Origin of the sequence: Sorangium sp. So ce1014 (assembly GCF_051521505.1) — a bacterium.
In the GTDB taxonomy this organism is placed as follows: domain Bacteria; phylum Myxococcota_A; class Polyangia; order Polyangiales; family Polyangiaceae; genus Sorangium.
Map to the genome: position 1 here is coordinate 3,464,267 of NZ_CP150356.1, position 15,667 is coordinate 3,479,933.

The window sequence follows — 15,667 nt, forward strand, 5'->3', positions numbered from 1 at the left end:
CCATGAACCCCGTCACTTCTGATCATGAGTTGTATTTGTCGCGCTGCACCGTGGACGCGTCGCCCGCGCGCGTGGCAGCGACGCGAAGCGACTGGCAGTCTCATGCGTGGCCTCATGCGTGGCCTCTGCGTGGATCGAGGCGGGACTGCCCCAGGTGAGGCGAACTGCCCCGTGCCGGCCGCGCCAAGTCAGGAGATCTTGACTTCTCGGACGAAACCGAGGTGCGCTGTTATGCCTGCGGCGGACACGGACCTGCGCGGAGGCGCTCAGTCGTCGCGAGGGCTCGCCGGGCGGTCGCTCGGGTGCTCTGCCGGGCGCTCCGCTGAGCGGTCCGCTGGACGTTCTGTCGGACGGTGGATCCCGAGACGCCGCAGCTTCCGGTAGAAGGTCGCCCTCGACATGCCCGCCTCGCGCGCGGCCTGCAGCGCGTTCCAGCCGGTGCCCTCGAGCGCCGCGAGCAGCGCGGCGCGCTCGTCCTGGAGGGGGCGCGGCGCGCCGCGGCCGCTGCCTTCCCGCGCGCGGGGCAGATCCACGTCGCCGGGGCTGATCCTGCGGCCGTCACAGAACACCACCGCCTTCGTGATCACGTTCTCCAGCTCGCGCACGTTGCCCGGCCAGCCGTGCTGGCCGAGGCGCCGCAGCGCCTCGCGGGAGAGCTGCGGGGCCGGGCGGCCGAGCTGCTCGGCGGCGCGGCGCACGAAGTGGAGCGCGAGCTCCGGCAGGTCCTCCAGCCGGTCGCGCAGCGGCGGCAGGCGGATCTGCACCACCGCGACGCGGTAGTAGAGGTCCTCGCGGAAGCGCCCGCGCGCGGTCTCGGCGAGCAGGTCGCGGTTCGTGGCGCAGACGAGGCGGAAATCCACGCGCACGGCCTCGGCGCTGCCGACCGGGCGCACCTCCCGCTCCTGGAGCACCCGGAGCAGCTTCGCCTGCACCTCGAGCGGCATCTCGCCCAGCTCGTCGAGGAACAGCGTGCCGCCGCGCGCCGCGACCACGAGGCCGGTCCGGTCCCGGTCGGCCCCCGTGAAGGCGCCGCGGACGTGCCCGAAGAGCTCCGACTCGAGCAGCGCGGCGGGGAGCGCGGCGCAGTTGATCCCCATGAACGGGCCGCTCTTGCGCGGGCCGGCGAAGTGGATGGCGCGCGCGACGAGCTCCTTGCCGGTGCCGCTCTCGCCGGTCACGAGCACGCTGACCGGCGTGTCGACCACGCGGTCGAGCGTCGCGAACACGGCGCGGAGCGCGGGGCCGCGCCCCACGATGGCGCCGTAGTCGTAGCGGTGCTCCAGGGCCTGCTGGCGGACGAGCACCTCTTCTTGCAGCCGGTCGATCTCGGCGGCCTGGCCGCGCAGGAGCTCCTCGACGCGGCGCCGCTCGGCCTCGAGCTCCACGGTGCGGCGGCGCAGGTCGTCGACGAGCCGCGCGTTGCGCAGCGCGAGCGCGACCTGGTCGGCGAAGGCGAGGAGCAGGTCGACGTCGTCGGGGGCGAAGCGCGCGCGCCGGAAGCGGTTGTCGAGGTAGAGCGCGCCGAGCACGCCGTCCGGCGAGCGGATCGGCACGGCGATCACCGACCGGAGCCGCATGGCGTGCACCGACGCGTGCTCGCGGAACCGCGGGTCGTCCTGCGCGTCGACGGTGACCACGGGCTCCTGCGTCGCGATGGCGCGCTCGGCGATGCTGTAGCTGAACTTGAGGTGGCTCCTGCCGACCTTCTCGCGGTCGACGTTGCGCGCGACCGTCACGCGCAGCTCGCCGCCCGGCTGCTCGAGCAGCAGGAACCCTCGCTCCGCGGCGGTGAGGTCGATGGCGGCGTCCATGGCCATCGCGAGGATGTCGGCGATCTCGACGGAGGAGTTGAGCTTCCGGAACATCGCGAGGAGCCGCTCGAGCTTGGCCGCGCGCTCCGCCGCGGGCTGCGCCTGCGCGTCGGCGGCCCCGGGCGGCGCCGCTGCTTCGGCCGGCGCGGGCCGGGCGGCGCGGCGGCGGGGGTGCATCCAGAAGGCGTGCTGGAGCGCTTCCGGGAGCGAGCGCGCCATGGCGCTCCAGGCGGCGGTCGCGCGCTCCCGCTGCGCCGCCGCGGCCACGGGCGCGTCCGCGAGCTCTGCGGCGTCGGCGAGCGCGAGGCGGACGTCCGCGACGAGGTCGGGCTGAGCCGCGCGCTCGGCGAGGCCGAGGGCGCGCTCGAGGAGCTCCTGGGCCGCGGCGAGGCCCTGACCGGGGTTGGGCTGACCGGGGTTGAGGTTGGCGGCCTGACCCAGGTTGAGGCCGGCCTGACCGGGGTTGGGCCCACCCAGGTTGGGGTTGGCGCCGGCCTGACCCAGGTTGAGGCCGGCCTGACCGGGGTTGGGCCCACCCAGGTTGGGGTTGGCGCCGGCCTGACCCAGGTTGAGGCCGGCCTGACCGGGGTTGGGCCCACCCAGGTTGGGGTTGGCGCCGGCCTGACCCAGGTTGGGGTTGGCGGCCTGACCCAGGTTGAGGCCGCCCTGACCGGGGTTGCCGTCGCCCTCGCCGTCGAGCAGCGCGAGCCGCCCCTCGAGCAGCGCCGCGCGCGCGCCGAGGTCGGGCGCCTCCCGGACCGCCCCGTGCTCGCGCGCCCGGGCCAGCGCGGCGCGCGCGTCGCCCAGCGCGCCCCGCGCGAGGTGCGCCCGGCAGAGCTCCAGCTCCTCCTCCACGACCTCGCGCTGCGCGCCCTGCGCCTCGAAGCCGCCCCGCGACCGCTCGAAGCAGCGCGCCGCCTCCTCGGCGTCGCCCGCCGCGAGCGCGCAGTCCCCGAGCACCGACGCCGCGGCCGCCGCGAAGAACGGCGCCCCCCGCCGCGCGGCCTCCGCCTCCACCCGCGACGCCACGCGCGCCGCCCGCTCGAACGCCCCCACGTCCGCCCAGAGCTTCGCCAGATCGAAGTCGAGCACGAGGACCAGGTCCGCCTGGCCCAGGGCCGACGCGAGCCGCGCCCCGCGCTCGTAAGCGGCGAGCGCCTCGCCCAGCTCGCCCGACTGGTGGCATGCCGTACCCACGTTGAGGCTGCAGCGCGCGACAAGGTCGCCGAGGCCGTGCTCCTCCGCCGTGGCGAGCGCCTGCCGGTAGCCGGCGAGCGCCGCCTCGACCTCCCCCGCGCGGAAGGCGTCGATCGCCTGGTACGACAGCGCCCGCACGAGCGCCCGCGGCGCGCGCCGGTCGCGGTGCAGCCCGGCGGCGAGCCCGAGGTGCAGCCCGGCGAGCCGCCGCTCGCCCAGGTAGCTCGCCGCGACGCCGACGTCCTCGTGCAGGCTCGCCAGCACCTCCGGGTCGTCGCACAAGGCGAGCGCCGGCTCGGCGCGGGCCCGCGCCTCCGCGTGGGATCCGAGCCGCAGCAGCGCCCGGCCCGCGAGGTCGGCGAGGCCCGCGCGCTCGCGCGGACTGAACGGCGACAGCGGCGACGCCTCCCCGCAGGCCGCTTCCGCCTCGTCGACCCGCGCGAGCGCCGCCGTCGGATCGCCCAGCTCGAGCAGGCACGCGCCCAGCCGGACGAGCGCCTGCCCCCGCCGCGCCCCGAGCGCGGCGGCCTGGCCCTCCGCGAGCAGCGGCTCCAGCACCTCGCGGGCCCGCGCCGCGCGGCCCCCGCGCTGCAACGTGGACGCGATCTCCAGCCGCGTCTCCGCCCCCGTCGCCGTCTCGAGCAGCGCCTCGGCCGCCGCGGCCCACACCTCCGGGTCCGCCTCGCGCTCGGCGCGGCGCCCGAGGAACAGCCGCTCGGCGGCCGCCGCGTCGCCTGACAGCGCGAGGTGCAGCACCTGCTGCTCCACCCGCGACGGGAACGCCGCCGCCACCCGCGCGTGCGCCGCGCGGACCGCCTCGCCGCCGAGCGCCGCCAGCAGCGCCGCGATCGGCCCGGCGCGCGTCAGCGTCCAGCCCCCTGCGGCGCGCGCGGCCACGCCGCGGGCGGCGAGCTCGGCCAGGTGCGCGACCGGCAGCCCGAGCGACGGCAGCTCCTCGTCGGCGACCGCGCCGCCCTGCACGGCCAGCGTGGCCACGGCGTCGCGCAGCGGCCGCCCCAGCCCCCGCAGCCGCAGCGCGTAGCGCGCGCTCGCCCCGGGCGTCGTCGCGTCCAGCCCCGCGATGTCCCCGCTCTCCGCGAGCCGCCCGGCGATCACCACGAGGTCGGCGGGCCACCCGGCGCTCGCCCGCAGCACCACCTCGGTCGCGTCGCCCAGCCCGATGTCGTCCATCCAGCGCTGCACCGCCTCGCGCCCGAGCGGCGGCAGCGCCACCTCGCGGGCGCTCCGCCCCGCCTCGGCGGCCACGGCGGCGAGCGGCGCCCGGCCGCCGCCGTGCGGGATGCGCTCGGCCGCCAGGACAAGCACCGGATCGTCGGGGCCCAGCAGCCGCACAAGCGCCTCGAGCATCTCCCGGTCCGCCCCGGTCACCTCGTCGGCGTCGTCGAGCACGAGCACGAGCGGCTCCGCCCCCGTGCCTGCGCGCGCGCGCGTGAGGCGCTCGTGCGCGCGCAGGGCGCCGAGCGCGCCGGTGGGGAGCGCCTCCTCGCCGGTCGCCCGGCCGAGCATCGAGGCCACCGGCGCGCCGGCCCGCGCGAACCCCTCCACCGCTTCCATCCTGAGCTCGGCGCTCCACTTCGCCTCGCGCAGCAGGCGGCTCTTCCCGCAGCCGGGCTCCCCGGCGATCACGCAGAGGCGCGGCCCGCTCTCCCCGCGCTCGAGCGCGGCGAGCGCCTCGGCGACGGCGCGCAGCTCGGCGTCGCGGCCCACGAGGTGGGGCGGCTCCGGCGGCGGCGGCGCCACGGCCCGCGGCGACGCGCCCACCCAGTCGAGCGCCTCGCCCGCGTCGGCCGGGCGGTCGCGCGGCTCGGGCCGGACGAGGCGCTCGACGAGCGCGGAGGCTGATTCCGGCAGCGGCTCCGCGAGCAGCGGGGCGATCGCGCCGAGGGTGCGGCCGAGCGAGAACAGGTCCGCGCGGCCGTCGGCCGGCTCGCCGCGGATCACCTCCGGCGCCACGTAGCCCTGGGTGCCGGAGACGCCGTCGTCGGTCCTCCCGCCGACCCGCGCCGCGCACGACAGGTCGATCAGGACCGCGCGCCCCGACGCGCCGACGAGGATGTTGGCCGGCTTCACGTCGCCGTGCCGGATGCGCGCTCGGTGGAGGAAGCGCAGGGCGTCGAGCACGTCGACGATCGCGGCGCGCACCTCCTCGAAGCGCCGGCCTGCCACGTACTCGTCGAGCGGCGCACCGAGCACCGCCTCCGACGTGAAGTAGAAGCGCGCCTCTCCGGTCTCCCGGAGCATGCCGAAGTCGTGCACCCGGACGAGGTGCGGATGGAACAGGCCCGCCAGCATCCTGAACTCGCCGCGGAGCGCCGCCCGCTCCGCGGTGCGCGCGCGCCGGAGCAGCTTGAGACAGAGATCGCGCCCGAGCGCCTCGTCGCGCGCGAGCCACGCCGTCGCCAGGCCCCCTCGCCCCAGGGGGCGGAGCAGGCGGTAGCGGCGGGCGACAAGCGTCCCCTCGGCTGGGATCATCCGCACAGTGTCTCACGAATGTGCCACCTGAGACAGCGAGACGGTTTATGAGACACCTGTGCCTGAGGTTTCACGATGATTTCTGCTGTTTTTCCGTCGTAACCGCGTTCGGCATCGTGTTTGCTGAAGGGGTAAGCATGGCGACGCGGACGACAGGCAGACACGGGGACCGGCGGGGCGCGGTCGTCTCGGCGTTCCTCGCGGTGCTCCTCGGCGGCTGTGTCGTGAGCCCACAGCCGAGCCCGCCTGTTCGCGAGCCGATCCTGGACGGGGGGCTCGTCGGCGTGTCGGGCGACGTCATGATTCTGGCTGACCAGATCCGGCTCGTGGGCCAGGCGGGCGCGGTCACGCCGGCGGGGGGCGTGATCGTGGTGACGAACCTCGACGCGCTCGACGCGCCGGTGCTCGCCGACGTGAACCCCGACGGGAGCTTCGTGGCCATCTTGACCGCCCGAACGGAGCAGGTCCTGCGGATGCAGGTGAAGCAGGGCGAGCTCCGGTCCGAGCCGGCGGATCTGCTGCTCGCGGGGTCGCCCATCAGCGGGACCCAGAAGACGCTCGATCACCTGCTGTGCCTCGAGGTCGAGCCGGCCGCCTGGGTCTCGTTCGAGGGCGCTGGCGGCTCCCGCGACGTGGTTGTCCGCAACGCGTGCGCCGGCGACGTGTCCATCGAGGCGCCGCGCCTGCGCCGCGGCGATGGGCCGTTCAGCGTCAGCCCGGAGGCGCCGTTCGTCGTGCCGGCGGGCGGGTCCACCGTCGTCACCGTGCGCGCGGACGGCGACGGGGGCGAGCTCGAGGACGTGCTCTTCCTCGACGTCACGGCGCCCGAGCCCGGGCGCCGCGCGCTGACGCTCACGCTCCCCGACTGAGCGGTCGGGGCAGCGACCCACGGATCACGCGCCGCGCCCGTGCGCGGCGCAGAGGCGCCCTTCCTCGCGAGGGGAGGGGCTCGTGCATGTCTTTCGCCTCGCCGGTGACGGCGAGGCCATGTTGGAGGAACATCATGAACGTTCAGAATCGCATCAAGAGCAGCCGTATCGGTTCCGTTCTCTGGCTCGCGCTGTCGATGATCCCGCTCGCGGTGGGCTGTCAGGTCGAGATGACCGGCGACAACACCGGCTCCGACTCCGACGAGGTGCGGGGCGGCAGCCGTGCGTGCGGCGGTCTCCTCGGCCTCGAGTGCAAGAAGGGCTTCTTCTGCGACTACGAGCTCGAGGCCATGTGCGGCGCGGCCGATCAGACGGGCACCTGCGAGCGCATGCCGGAGGCGTGCACGGAGGAGTACAACCCGGTCTGTGGCTGTGACGGCAAGACGTACGGCAACGAGTGCGCCGCGAACTCGGCGGGCGTGTCGGTCTCGTCGCGCGGCGAGTGCGAGCCGCCCCCGGCGCAGCAGTGCGGCGGCATCGCGGGCTTCGCGTGCGACCCCGGGTTCTTCTGCGACTATGCGCCCGACGCCATGTGCGGCGCGGCCGATCAGATGGGCAGCTGCGCGCCCATCCCGGAGGTGTGCACGAAGGAGTACAACCCCGTCTGCGGCTGCGACGGCAACACCTACAGCACCGCGTGCGTCGCGAACGCGGCGGGCATTTCGGTCGCGTCGCCCGGCGAGTGCGAGAAGGCTCCGGGAGCGGTGTGCGGCACCCGCGGCGCCGAGGCGTGCGGGCCCGGGCTCTTCTGCAGCTTCCCGCCCGAGGCCGAGTGCGGGATCTCCGACAAGCCGGGCACCTGCGCGCCCATGCCGGAGGCGTGCACGTTCCAGTACGATCCGGTCTGCGGCTGCGACGGCAAGACGTACGGCAACGCGTGCTCCGCTGCCTCGGCGGGCATGTCGGTGGCGTCGCGCGGCGAGTGCGAGACGGCTCCGGTGCAGCACTGCGGCGGCATCGCGGGCCTCGAGTGCGACCGCGGGGAGTTCTGCAATTACAGCCTGGAGGCCCTCTGCGGCGCGGCCGATCAGACGGGCGTCTGCGAGACGATCCCGGAGGTGTGCGTCACGGACGACTACACCCCGGTCTGCGGCTGCGACGACAAGACGTACAGCAACGAGTGCAACGCGCACGCGGCGGGCGTGTCGGTGGCGCTGCTCGGCGAGTGCCCTGAGCGCCGGTGAGCGAGCGCCGACAGGGGCCGGCCGCGCCGCGCCTCCCGTGACGCCGACGCGACAGGTCCTGTATCTCTTCTTTCGCGGGGTTCCCCCGAAGAGCCTCGTCCCCGCCTGAACACGGAACGCCGGACCGGTGGGTGCGGTCTGGGCGATTGAACCGGGAGGGCGCGCGGCGTATGCCTGCGCTGCCCTCCTTTCCCATGCAGACCTCTTCCACGCCTCCTCCCCGGTCGCTGCGCCTCGGGCTGGTCTGGCTGATGGCGGCGTCCTCCGGCGCCACCGTGGCCAACCTCTATTACAACCAGCCGCTGCTCGGTGACATCGGCCGTGATCTCGGCGCCTCGGGCGGCTCGCTCGGGCTCGTGCCCACGATGACGCAGGTGGGTTACGCGGCGGGGATGCTCCTCCTCGTGCCGCTCGGCGACAGCCACGAGCGGCGGCGGCTCATCGTCGTCATGGCGGCGCTGGCGAGCCTCGCGCTGCTCGGCGCGGCGCTCGCGCCGGATCTGCCGTGGCTCATCGCGGCGAGCTTCGCGGTGGGCATCACCAGCGTGGTGCCCCAGCTGCTCTTGCCGTTCGCGGCGCAGCTCGCGCCGGACGAGCAGCGCGGGCGCGTGGTGGGGATGGTGATGAGCGGTTTGCTCATTGGCATCCTCCTGTCGCGCACGGTGGCCGGCTTCGTCGGCACGCAGCTCGGCTGGCGCGCGATGTTCTGGGTGGCGGCGGGGCTGATGCTCGCCCAGGGCCCGATATTGCGCCTGGCCTTGCCGGCGCAGCCGCCGGTCGCGGCGATGTCGTATCCGGAGCTCCTGCGCTCGCTCGGGCGCCTTGCCCGGACCGAGCCCGTGCTGCGGCTGCACTCCGCGCTCGGCGCGCTCACCTTCGGCGCCTTCAGCGCGTTCTGGGCGACGCTCGCGCTCTATCTCCAGAGCATGCCTGAGCGCCACGGCCCGCAGGTCGCGGGCCTCTTCGGCCTCGTGGGCGTGGCCGGCGCCGCCGCGGCGCCGCTCGTGGGCCGGTACGCGGACGTGCGCGGCGATCGCCGGATCAACGCCCTTGCGATCGGGGTGCTGCTCGCGTCCTTCGGCGTGCTCTTCTGGCTCGGATCCTGGCTGTGGGGCATCGCGCTCGGCGTGGTGCTGCTCGATCTGGGGGCGCAGGCCAACCAGATCTCGAACCAGGCGCGCGTGTACTCGCTGCGTCCCGAGGCGCGCAGCCGGATGAACACGATCTACATGACCACCTATTTCGTGGGCGGGGCGGCCGGGGCGTGGTTCGGCACGGCGGCCTGGACGCGCTGGGGGTGGCTCGGGGTGTGCGCGGCGGGCGGGGCGATGTCGGCGACGGCGCTCGGCCTGCTGTGGGCCGGGGCGGCGCGGGGCGCGCGCGCTGCGCGCGGAGGGGGAGGGGCTGGCGCGGGCTGAGCAGACCTCGCGGTGACCTGCGCTTCTCCGGGTCGCCGCGGGGGATGGGGCGGCCGCGACGTCACGGCGTCATCGGCAGCGCGACAAGGATGTTCAGGTTGCACATCTCGTTCTGCGTGCCCCACCCGGGGAGGACCGGTTCCTCGGCGTCGCGCGTATCGAAGGTGCATGTCACCTCGAGCGACGAGCTCGGGTCGAGCAGCGGCCGCGTGCGGTACCAGTACATGCCCTGCCAGTGGACGTCCCAGTCCTCCACGCGCGCGATGCAGCTCTCCTGCTCTCCCGACGTCACGCGCGTGTCGAAGGTGCGCCCGCGCTCGTGCATGTGCGGCATCACGCCGAGCACCTCGATCGGGGGCAGCGCCGGGTCGAGCGCGAGCTCCGCCCGCGTCCTGCGCCACGTGGTGGCGGCGTCCTTCTGGCCGGGCGGCAGCGAGTCCGGGCCGTCCGGCTCGAAGAGGGTCGTGAGGAAGCCGTCGTCCCCGATGAACACGGCGCGCCGCTCCACGGTGTCCTCGTAGCGGAGCCGGACGCGCGTCGAGTCCTCGGCTCCGGCGCCCGCGTGATCGTGGAGGTTGTAATGCACCTGGACGACGAAATGGTCCTTCGCGCTGACCGGCGCCCCGGTGCCGCCGGGGAAATCGACGACGACCTGTCCGGGCGCCCAGGCGAGCAAGGGCTGGAACGGCATCCCCTCGGCCGGCCCGCCGAAGCACTCCCAGCCGGGCCGGTCCGGCGAGGCGTCGTCGAGCTCCGTCATCACATCCTGGTTCGTCTTGCCCTCCACCAGGGACGCCTCCGTGGGCGTCACCCGATAGATCGTGACGTGATGAACGATGGCCCGGACCCCGGGCGTCACCTGATATCCGGTGATGAAGCGGTCGGCGTCGAGGCCCGGGTCCACCTGAAAGCACCTCCACTCGTCGTGCGCCGCGAGGGGGTTCTCAGGGTCGGCCACGGGGGTTATCGGCGGTGTCATGTAGTCGACCCCGCCCTCGAGCGTGGGCGCGGGCGGGGCGGGCGGCGCGCCCGCGGGATCCCCCTCGGCGCGCGCCCCGGTCGCCCAGCGATGGAGGATGTCGAGCTCCTCGGCGGTGAGCGTCTCCTCGTCCTCGAAGTCGCCGCACGAGCCGTCGTGCGTCACGAGGAACGGGGGCATATGACCGCCCTGCACCGCGTCGTCGATCGCGCCGGCGCGCGCCTTCGCCGAGACGTAGTCGTCCAGGCGAAAGGGCGCGAGCCCGCCCTCCTGATGACATGCGGTGCACTTGGACGCCGTGATCGGCGCGACGTCCTGCCAGAACGTCGGCTCCGGCGCCGGCTCCGGCTCCTCTGCCGCGCATCCGAGCGAAAACGCGAGCGGCACGACGGCCGAGAGGCCGCGCGCGTGGAGGGGCAGGGTCGTCGTTCGCATCGATCGCCTCGAGTCGTGCTGCGTCAAGCGAGCCTCCTTGAACTGTGTATAATGTACACGGTTCCGTGTGTGGTATACGCAGTTGAGCGATGGCTGTCAAACCCAAGCGGCGTCGGAAAACGGCGACGGAGTACAGCGGGGGCGGCGACGCCGTGCGCAGCCTCGAGCTCCTCTGGGGGGTCAGGAAGCGGCCGAACCGGGGGCCCAAGCCTGGCCTGAGCCTCGATCAGATCGTGCGGGCCGCGATCGAGCTCGCCGACGGCGAGGGGCTCTCTGCGCTGTCGATGCAGCGGGTCGCCGGGGTGCTCGGGTTCACCACGATGTCGCTTTACCGGTACGTGCCGAGCAAGGCCGAGCTCCTGGATCTCATGCTGGACACCGTGGCGGCGGAGCTACCCCTCGTCGACGGCGTCCCCGGGGGATGGCGGGCCAAGCTCGAGGCGTCGGCGCTCGCGGACTGGGCGCTCTACCACCGTCACCCGTGGTTCTTGCTCGTGACGCCGGTGCGCCCCGTGATGGGCCCGAACGGGATGGCGGCGTACGACGCGGAGCTCCGCGCGGTCTCGGGGGTCGGCCTCACCGACCGCGAGGTGCTCGCTGCCGTCCACCTCGTCGACGGGTACACCCGAGGCGCGGCGAGGCTCTCGGTGGACGCGGTCGAGGCCGAGCACGAGACCGGCGTCACCGACGAGCAGTGGTGGTCCGAGCGCGCGTACTTCTGGGACAAGCTCTTCGACCCGGGCCGCCTCCCGACGATGGCGAAGCTGATGCGCTCGGGCGCCTTCGACGCGCACCCCTTCGCGGAGGACGTCTTCCTGTTCGGCCTGCAGCGCGTGCTCGACGGCATCGAGGCGCTCGTCCGGTCGCGCTCCGGTCAGTGTGACGAAAGTCCCGAAGCGTCACGCCTTACGGCGCGCGATCGTGACGAAACTCCCGGCGAGGTCCCTCGGCGTGACGAGGGGCCGGCGTGCGCGCAGTGCGGCGGCGAGATCGCCCGGCCTGCCACAGGGCGGCCGCGGGCTTACTGCTCGCGGGCTTGCCAGCAGCGCGCTTACCGGGCGCGCAATGCGCCCGATCGGCGCTGAGGGCCGCCTGCGCCTGCGCCCGCCGCCGCGCGCGGCCGCGCCCGCGGGCGTGCCGCGCCGCCCGCTCACGCCGAGAAGCCGCCGTCGATCGTCAGGCTCGCGCCGTTGATGTACGTCGATTCGGGCCGGGCGAGATAGGTGACGAAGCGCGCGATCTCGTCGGGGTCTGCGATGCGCTTCTCGGGGCTCGCGTTGCGCACCCAGTCGACGTGCGGGCCGTCCGACGGGTTCATGTCGGTCGTCGTCGGACCGGGCTGGACGTTGATGACCGAGATGCCGCGCGGGGCGAAATCCCACGCCAGCCCGCGCACGAGCCGGGCGACCGCCGCCTTCGTCATCCCGTAGACGGCCGAGCCGGCGACCATCGCGCGCTCGGCCGTGTTGCTCCCGATGACGAGGATCTTCCCGCCGCGCGGGAGGTGGCGCGCCGCGGCCCTGGCGGCGACGAACACGCCGCGCACGTTGACGGCGAGCATCCGGTCGAAGTCCTCGAGGCGGTACGCGTCGACTTCGCCGAAGATCAGGATGCCGGCGTTGTTCACCAGGACGTCGAGCCCGCCGAGCGCCCTCGCGCCCTCGGCGATCGCGCGCTCGAGCGCGCTCGCATCGGCGCTGTCGGCCTGGAGGGCGATGGCGCGCCCGCCCTCGGACCCGACGGCCGCGACGAGCTCTCGCGCGCGATCCGGCCTGCTCACGTAGGTGAAGGCGACCGCCGCGCCCTCGCGCGCGAGGCGCTTCACGGTGGCCGCGCCGATGCCGCGCGATCCGCCGATGACGATCGCCTTCTTCCCTGCGAGCGGCCCGATGTCGTCGTTCATGTTCAGCTCCTCTGCGTCGTTGGTTGTCGCTGCCAATTTTTGAATGAACAGTCCAAAATAGCGCGCGGCGAGGGCGCGATCCCGGGCGGGCGCCGCGCGATCAGCGCGGGCGCAGGCTCTGGACCGCGAAGGCCGCGACGTCGCGGAGCGCATCGGTCGATGCGCCGGCCTTGGCCTGCACCTTCATCCCGCTGAGCGTGGCCGCGAGGAAGCGAGCGGCGGCGCGGCTGTCGGTCGCGCCGCCGATGTCGCCCTTCGCCTTGCCGTCGTCGATGACGTCCTTCAGCACGGCCTCGAGCAGCGCGGCGCTGGTCGCGGTGAGCGCGCGCACCTCGTCGTCGTCGCGGGCGAGCTCGCAGACGGCGTTCACGCCCATGCAGCCGAGGGATCGCGCCGTGTCGCGCGCCTCGGCGAGGTCGACGAGGACGCGCTCGAGCGCCGCGAGCGCGGTCGGTCCGGCCCGGAGCTTCTTCATGACCGCGGCGATGCTGTCGGCGTTGTAGGCGCGGAGCGCCTCGAGGAACAGCCGCCGCTTGTCGCCGAACGTGTCGTAGAGGCTCTGGCGGCCGATCCCCATCGCGCGGACGAGATCCTCGGTCGAGGTGCCGGCGAAGCCCTTCTCCCAGAAGACGGGGATGGCGCGCCGGAGCGCCTCGTCGCGATCGAACTCCCTGGGACGGGCCACGGAGAGAGCATGAGATTTATGGACTGCATAGTCCAGAAAAAAGCGCAGAGCTCCGGCGCGCGCCCTCCTGGGGCTGCTCTGGCCGGCGGAGCCCCGGCGGTGCCGTAGGCTGAGCGCCGTCGTCTCTGGGTCCGGCTGAGGTCAACTGCTGGCCGGGCGCCTCAGCGCGCTGCCAGCATCCAGGCCGGCGCCCACCAGTACCGGTGGAGCAGCCGGCGGTCGACCTGCGCGAAGCCGGCCTCGTGCAGCAGCGCCGCCCAGTCGTCGATGGGGTGCTCGAACGTGGTGCGGGTGGCGCCGCGGTCCACATAGCCGAAGAGCACCGGCATCAGGAAGCCCTGCGCCACCGTGTCGAGGTCGGCGCCGGCGTACTCGGCCAGCCCATCGCGGTAGCGCTCGAGCGCGTGCCGCGCGGTGTCCGGCGCGAGCGGCTCGTCCATGCGCGGCGCATCGAACTCGGCGAGGAGCAGCCGATCGCAATGTGCCCGCGCCCAGCGGAGCAGCGCCGGCCGCTCGGCCGGGGCGATCGCGTGCAGGCAGAAGGTCGCCTGCGCGACCGCCCAGCGCCGCGACGCCATGTCCGGATCCGCGGCGAGCTCCTGGAGTCGCCCGCCGAAGGTCTCGAACTCGCTCCCTCGCGCGGAGAGCGCCGCGGCGCATCGCTCGAGCAGCGGAGCCGCCGGCTCCACCACGGTCACCCGTCGCACCGCCGGTGTGAGCGCGGGCAGCAGCGCCATTCCATCGCCGGCGCCGATATCGAGCAGATCGAACGGCGCCTCCGGGTACTGGCTGGCCAGCGCCGCGCTGGTCTCCCGGTAGAGCGGCACATTGCCGCCCCCGCGGATGAAGGCGGCGAATCCCTCCGCGGACACGTAGACGTTGCGCTTCCCCTCCCGGGCGACCCGCTCGAGGTGCGCCGCGGCTGCCTGGAACAAGAGATCCTCCGGCGAGGCCTCGCGGGCGCGCGCCGCGAAGGCCGCGGCGTCCGCGTAGCGCTCGTCGGAGAACGCCAGCATCGCGAGGTAGCCAAGGTCCTCCGGCGACGGCGCGGCGACGGCGGCCGCCTCGTCGAGCCCGGCGGCGCGGTAACGATCCCAGATCCTGTCCAGCATGGCTTCTTCCTGCGCGTTCCTGCGCGTTCCTGCGCGCGGAGGGCCCCGTTCAGCGCTCGCGCGAGAGGCGCGGCGGGAAGGTCCGAAAACCGGCCCCGGCGATCAGCCGGAGCTCGGTGAGGCCCACGGGGCGATACAAGATCATCGTCGTCTCTGCTCCTTTGCTCCGCCCTTCACCCGTGCCGCCGGCGCGTTCGCGGCGCCATCGCCCTTCGCTCGTGCCGCAGGCGTCTTCGCGGCGCCATCGCCCTTCGCCCGGGCCGCAGGCGTCTTCGCGGGTCCAGCCTTCTCGAAGCGCACATCGAACGCGCCGGCGTCCTCCTCGACGAAGCGGAGGAGCGCCTCCCCCTCCTCGGCGAGCTCCCCGCGCGCCGCCCTGGAGAGGGCTTCGAACGGCTCGATCACGAGCGTGGCCAGGCCCTTTTTCCGCTCGATCCCCCACGTGCCGGCCACGAAGCCGTCCACGAGGAACGTCGGCAGAATGCGCAGGTTGGCGGACAGGACGATCCGCGCGCGATGCTCGCCCGCGATGACCCGCGTCCGGTCGTCGTGAGCGAGCAGGAGGTTGTCGTAATCGGGCAGAAACCGGGCCGGCGCGGCGGTGTCCACGGGCGGGCGCGGCGCGTCGGGCAGATCGAAGAGCTCCCGGCCCCGCTCGTCGCGGAACGTGCAGAGCCGCTCCCGCAGGGATCCGAGCACGTCCTTGATCCCGGTCAGGCCGGACCACGTCTGCACATCGGTCGCGGTCGCCGGACCAAACGACGCGAGGTAACGGAGCACGAGCGCCCGAGGTCCGCCGTCCTCGCAGAGCGGTTTGCCCAGCCAGGACGCCGCCGGGGCGAAATCCGCCGTTCCCGGGTAGGCCCACGGGGTCTCGGCGGGCACCTGGACGACCGGCAGGTGCATGCGAACCGCCAGGGCCATGGCCCGCACGTCGCCCTCGGGGTGGAGCGCGGCCAGGTGGTCGCGCAGCTCATCCATGGTCCGCGGCTCCTCGTCGAAATACGCGCGCGCCTCGGCGACCAGCCGCGCGACCTCGAGCGTATCGACGCGGGCGCGGAGGATCGACCGCGCCGCCGCGTGGAGCACCGGCGCGATGACCGGGTGCAACGCCAGGTAATCCTTCGCGCTCACGAGGTGCAGCGTGCCGCGCAGGAACGGCGCCCGGACGACCTCGCGGCGCAGGACCCGCTGGAGGAGCTCCTCGCGCCGGAACCCCGCCAGCCGCGACCAGAGCCCGATGAACGGCGGCCGCGCCAGCTGGGCCTGAAGGGCGACCAGCCGCTCGATCCCCTGGACGGCCGTGGCCCGGTCCCGCGAGAGCAACATCTGTCGCGCGAGCGTGGCCCGGTTGAGCTCGTTTCGGGTCAGTGTCGTGGTGGGCATGCCGGCCGGCGAGCTTACCCGAAACGAGGTTTCCTCCGGCGTGATCCATGAATCCATGGAATCAGCGTCCTCATCCACAGTACGTGGACAGGCTGGCGCTCGACGGGCGAGGGGACGCCGGCGCCCGCCCACGGC

10 protein-coding genes are annotated in these 15,667 nt (G+C 74.1%); 4 read left to right on the top strand and 6 right to left on the bottom strand.

Annotation, left to right across the window (positions count from 1 at the left end; genetic code table 11):
• Positions 1 to 266: 266 nt before the first annotated feature.
• Positions 267 to 5,501 (bottom strand): sigma 54-interacting transcriptional regulator, encoded by a 5,235-nt coding sequence (locus WME75_RS13300; protein WP_437490247.1) that lies wholly within the window; start codon positions 5,499 to 5,501, stop codon positions 267 to 269.
• A 137-nt stretch (positions 5,502 to 5,638) separates the two neighbouring features.
• Here WME75_RS13300 and WME75_RS13305 point away from each other — a divergent pair, with 137 nt between their 5' ends.
• From WME75_RS13305 to WME75_RS13315, 3 genes are all read left to right on the top strand, one after another.
• Positions 5,639 to 6,370 (top strand): hypothetical protein, encoded by a 732-nt coding sequence (locus tag WME75_RS13305; protein WP_437490249.1) that lies wholly within the window; start codon positions 5,639 to 5,641, stop codon positions 6,368 to 6,370.
• Between the two features lie 134 nt (positions 6,371 to 6,504).
• On the top strand, positions 6,505 to 7,614 hold the full coding sequence (locus tag WME75_RS13310; protein ID WP_437490250.1) for a Kazal-type serine protease inhibitor family protein: 1,110 nt from the start codon (positions 6,505 to 6,507) through the stop codon (positions 7,612 to 7,614).
• Positions 7,615 to 7,808: 194 nt separating this feature from the next.
• A complete protein-coding gene (locus WME75_RS13315) occupies positions 7,809 to 9,032 on the top strand; it encodes an MFS transporter (RefSeq protein WP_437490252.1) in 1,224 nt (407 codons plus the stop codon).
• Between the two features lie 61 nt (positions 9,033 to 9,093).
• Here the strand turns inward: WME75_RS13315 and WME75_RS13320 are convergent, their stop codons facing one another.
• The gene (locus WME75_RS13320; RefSeq protein ID WP_437490254.1) at positions 9,094 to 10,446 is read right to left on the bottom strand and encodes a hypothetical protein; all 1,353 of its coding nucleotides are present in this window, start codon (positions 10,444 to 10,446) and stop codon (positions 9,094 to 9,096) included.
• Positions 10,447 to 10,535: 89 nt separating this feature from the next.
• Here WME75_RS13320 and WME75_RS13325 point away from each other — a divergent pair, with 89 nt between their 5' ends.
• A complete protein-coding gene (locus WME75_RS13325; protein WP_437490255.1) occupies positions 10,536 to 11,531 on the top strand; it encodes a TetR/AcrR family transcriptional regulator in 996 nt (331 codons plus the stop codon).
• A 65-nt stretch (positions 11,532 to 11,596) separates the two neighbouring features.
• Here WME75_RS13325 and WME75_RS13330 read toward each other — a convergent pair whose 3' ends face one another.
• From WME75_RS13330 to WME75_RS13345, 4 genes are all read right to left on the bottom strand, one after another.
• Complete coding sequence (locus WME75_RS13330; protein ID WP_437490257.1) at positions 11,597 to 12,349, bottom strand: SDR family oxidoreductase; 753 nt, start codon at positions 12,347 to 12,349, stop codon at positions 11,597 to 11,599.
• A gap of 100 nt (positions 12,350 to 12,449) precedes the next feature.
• The gene (locus tag WME75_RS13335) at positions 12,450 to 13,034 is read right to left on the bottom strand and encodes a TetR/AcrR family transcriptional regulator (protein WP_437490258.1); all 585 of its coding nucleotides are present in this window, start codon (positions 13,032 to 13,034) and stop codon (positions 12,450 to 12,452) included.
• Between the two features lie 161 nt (positions 13,035 to 13,195).
• Positions 13,196 to 14,146 carry a class I SAM-dependent methyltransferase gene (locus WME75_RS13340; RefSeq protein ID WP_437490259.1) on the bottom strand — a complete coding sequence of 317 codons (951 nt, stop codon included), beginning with the start codon at positions 14,144 to 14,146 and terminating at the stop codon, positions 13,196 to 13,198.
• A gap of 141 nt (positions 14,147 to 14,287) precedes the next feature.
• A complete protein-coding gene (locus tag WME75_RS13345; RefSeq protein WP_437490261.1) occupies positions 14,288 to 15,532 on the bottom strand; it encodes a winged helix DNA-binding domain-containing protein in 1,245 nt (414 codons plus the stop codon).
• Positions 15,533 to 15,667: the final 135 nt, after the last annotated feature.

What these genes read in the sequence shown, in the direction of transcription:
- WME75_RS13345 (WP_437490261.1), bottom strand. Translation starts at nt 15,532, where the DNA reads ATGCCCACCACGACACTGACCCGAAACGAGCTCAACCGGGCCACGCTC.
- WME75_RS13300 (WP_437490247.1), bottom strand. Translation starts at nt 5,501, where the DNA reads ATGATCCCAGCCGAGGGGACGCTTGTCGCCCGCCGCTACCGCCTGCTC.
- WME75_RS13330 (WP_437490257.1), bottom strand. Translation starts at nt 12,349, where the DNA reads ATGAACGACGACATCGGGCCGCTCGCAGGGAAGAAGGCGATCGTCATC.
- WME75_RS13315 (WP_437490252.1), top strand. Translation starts at nt 7,809, where the DNA reads ATGCAGACCTCTTCCACGCCTCCTCCCCGGTCGCTGCGCCTCGGGCTG.
- WME75_RS13310 (WP_437490250.1), top strand. Translation starts at nt 6,505, where the DNA reads ATGAACGTTCAGAATCGCATCAAGAGCAGCCGTATCGGTTCCGTTCTC.
- WME75_RS13340 (WP_437490259.1), bottom strand. Translation starts at nt 14,146, where the DNA reads ATGCTGGACAGGATCTGGGATCGTTACCGCGCCGCCGGGCTCGACGAG.
- WME75_RS13305 (WP_437490249.1), top strand. Translation starts at nt 5,639, where the DNA reads ATGGCGACGCGGACGACAGGCAGACACGGGGACCGGCGGGGCGCGGTC.
- WME75_RS13325 (WP_437490255.1), top strand. Translation starts at nt 10,536, where the DNA reads ATGGCTGTCAAACCCAAGCGGCGTCGGAAAACGGCGACGGAGTACAGC.
- WME75_RS13320 (WP_437490254.1), bottom strand. Translation starts at nt 10,446, where the DNA reads ATGCGAACGACGACCCTGCCCCTCCACGCGCGCGGCCTCTCGGCCGTC.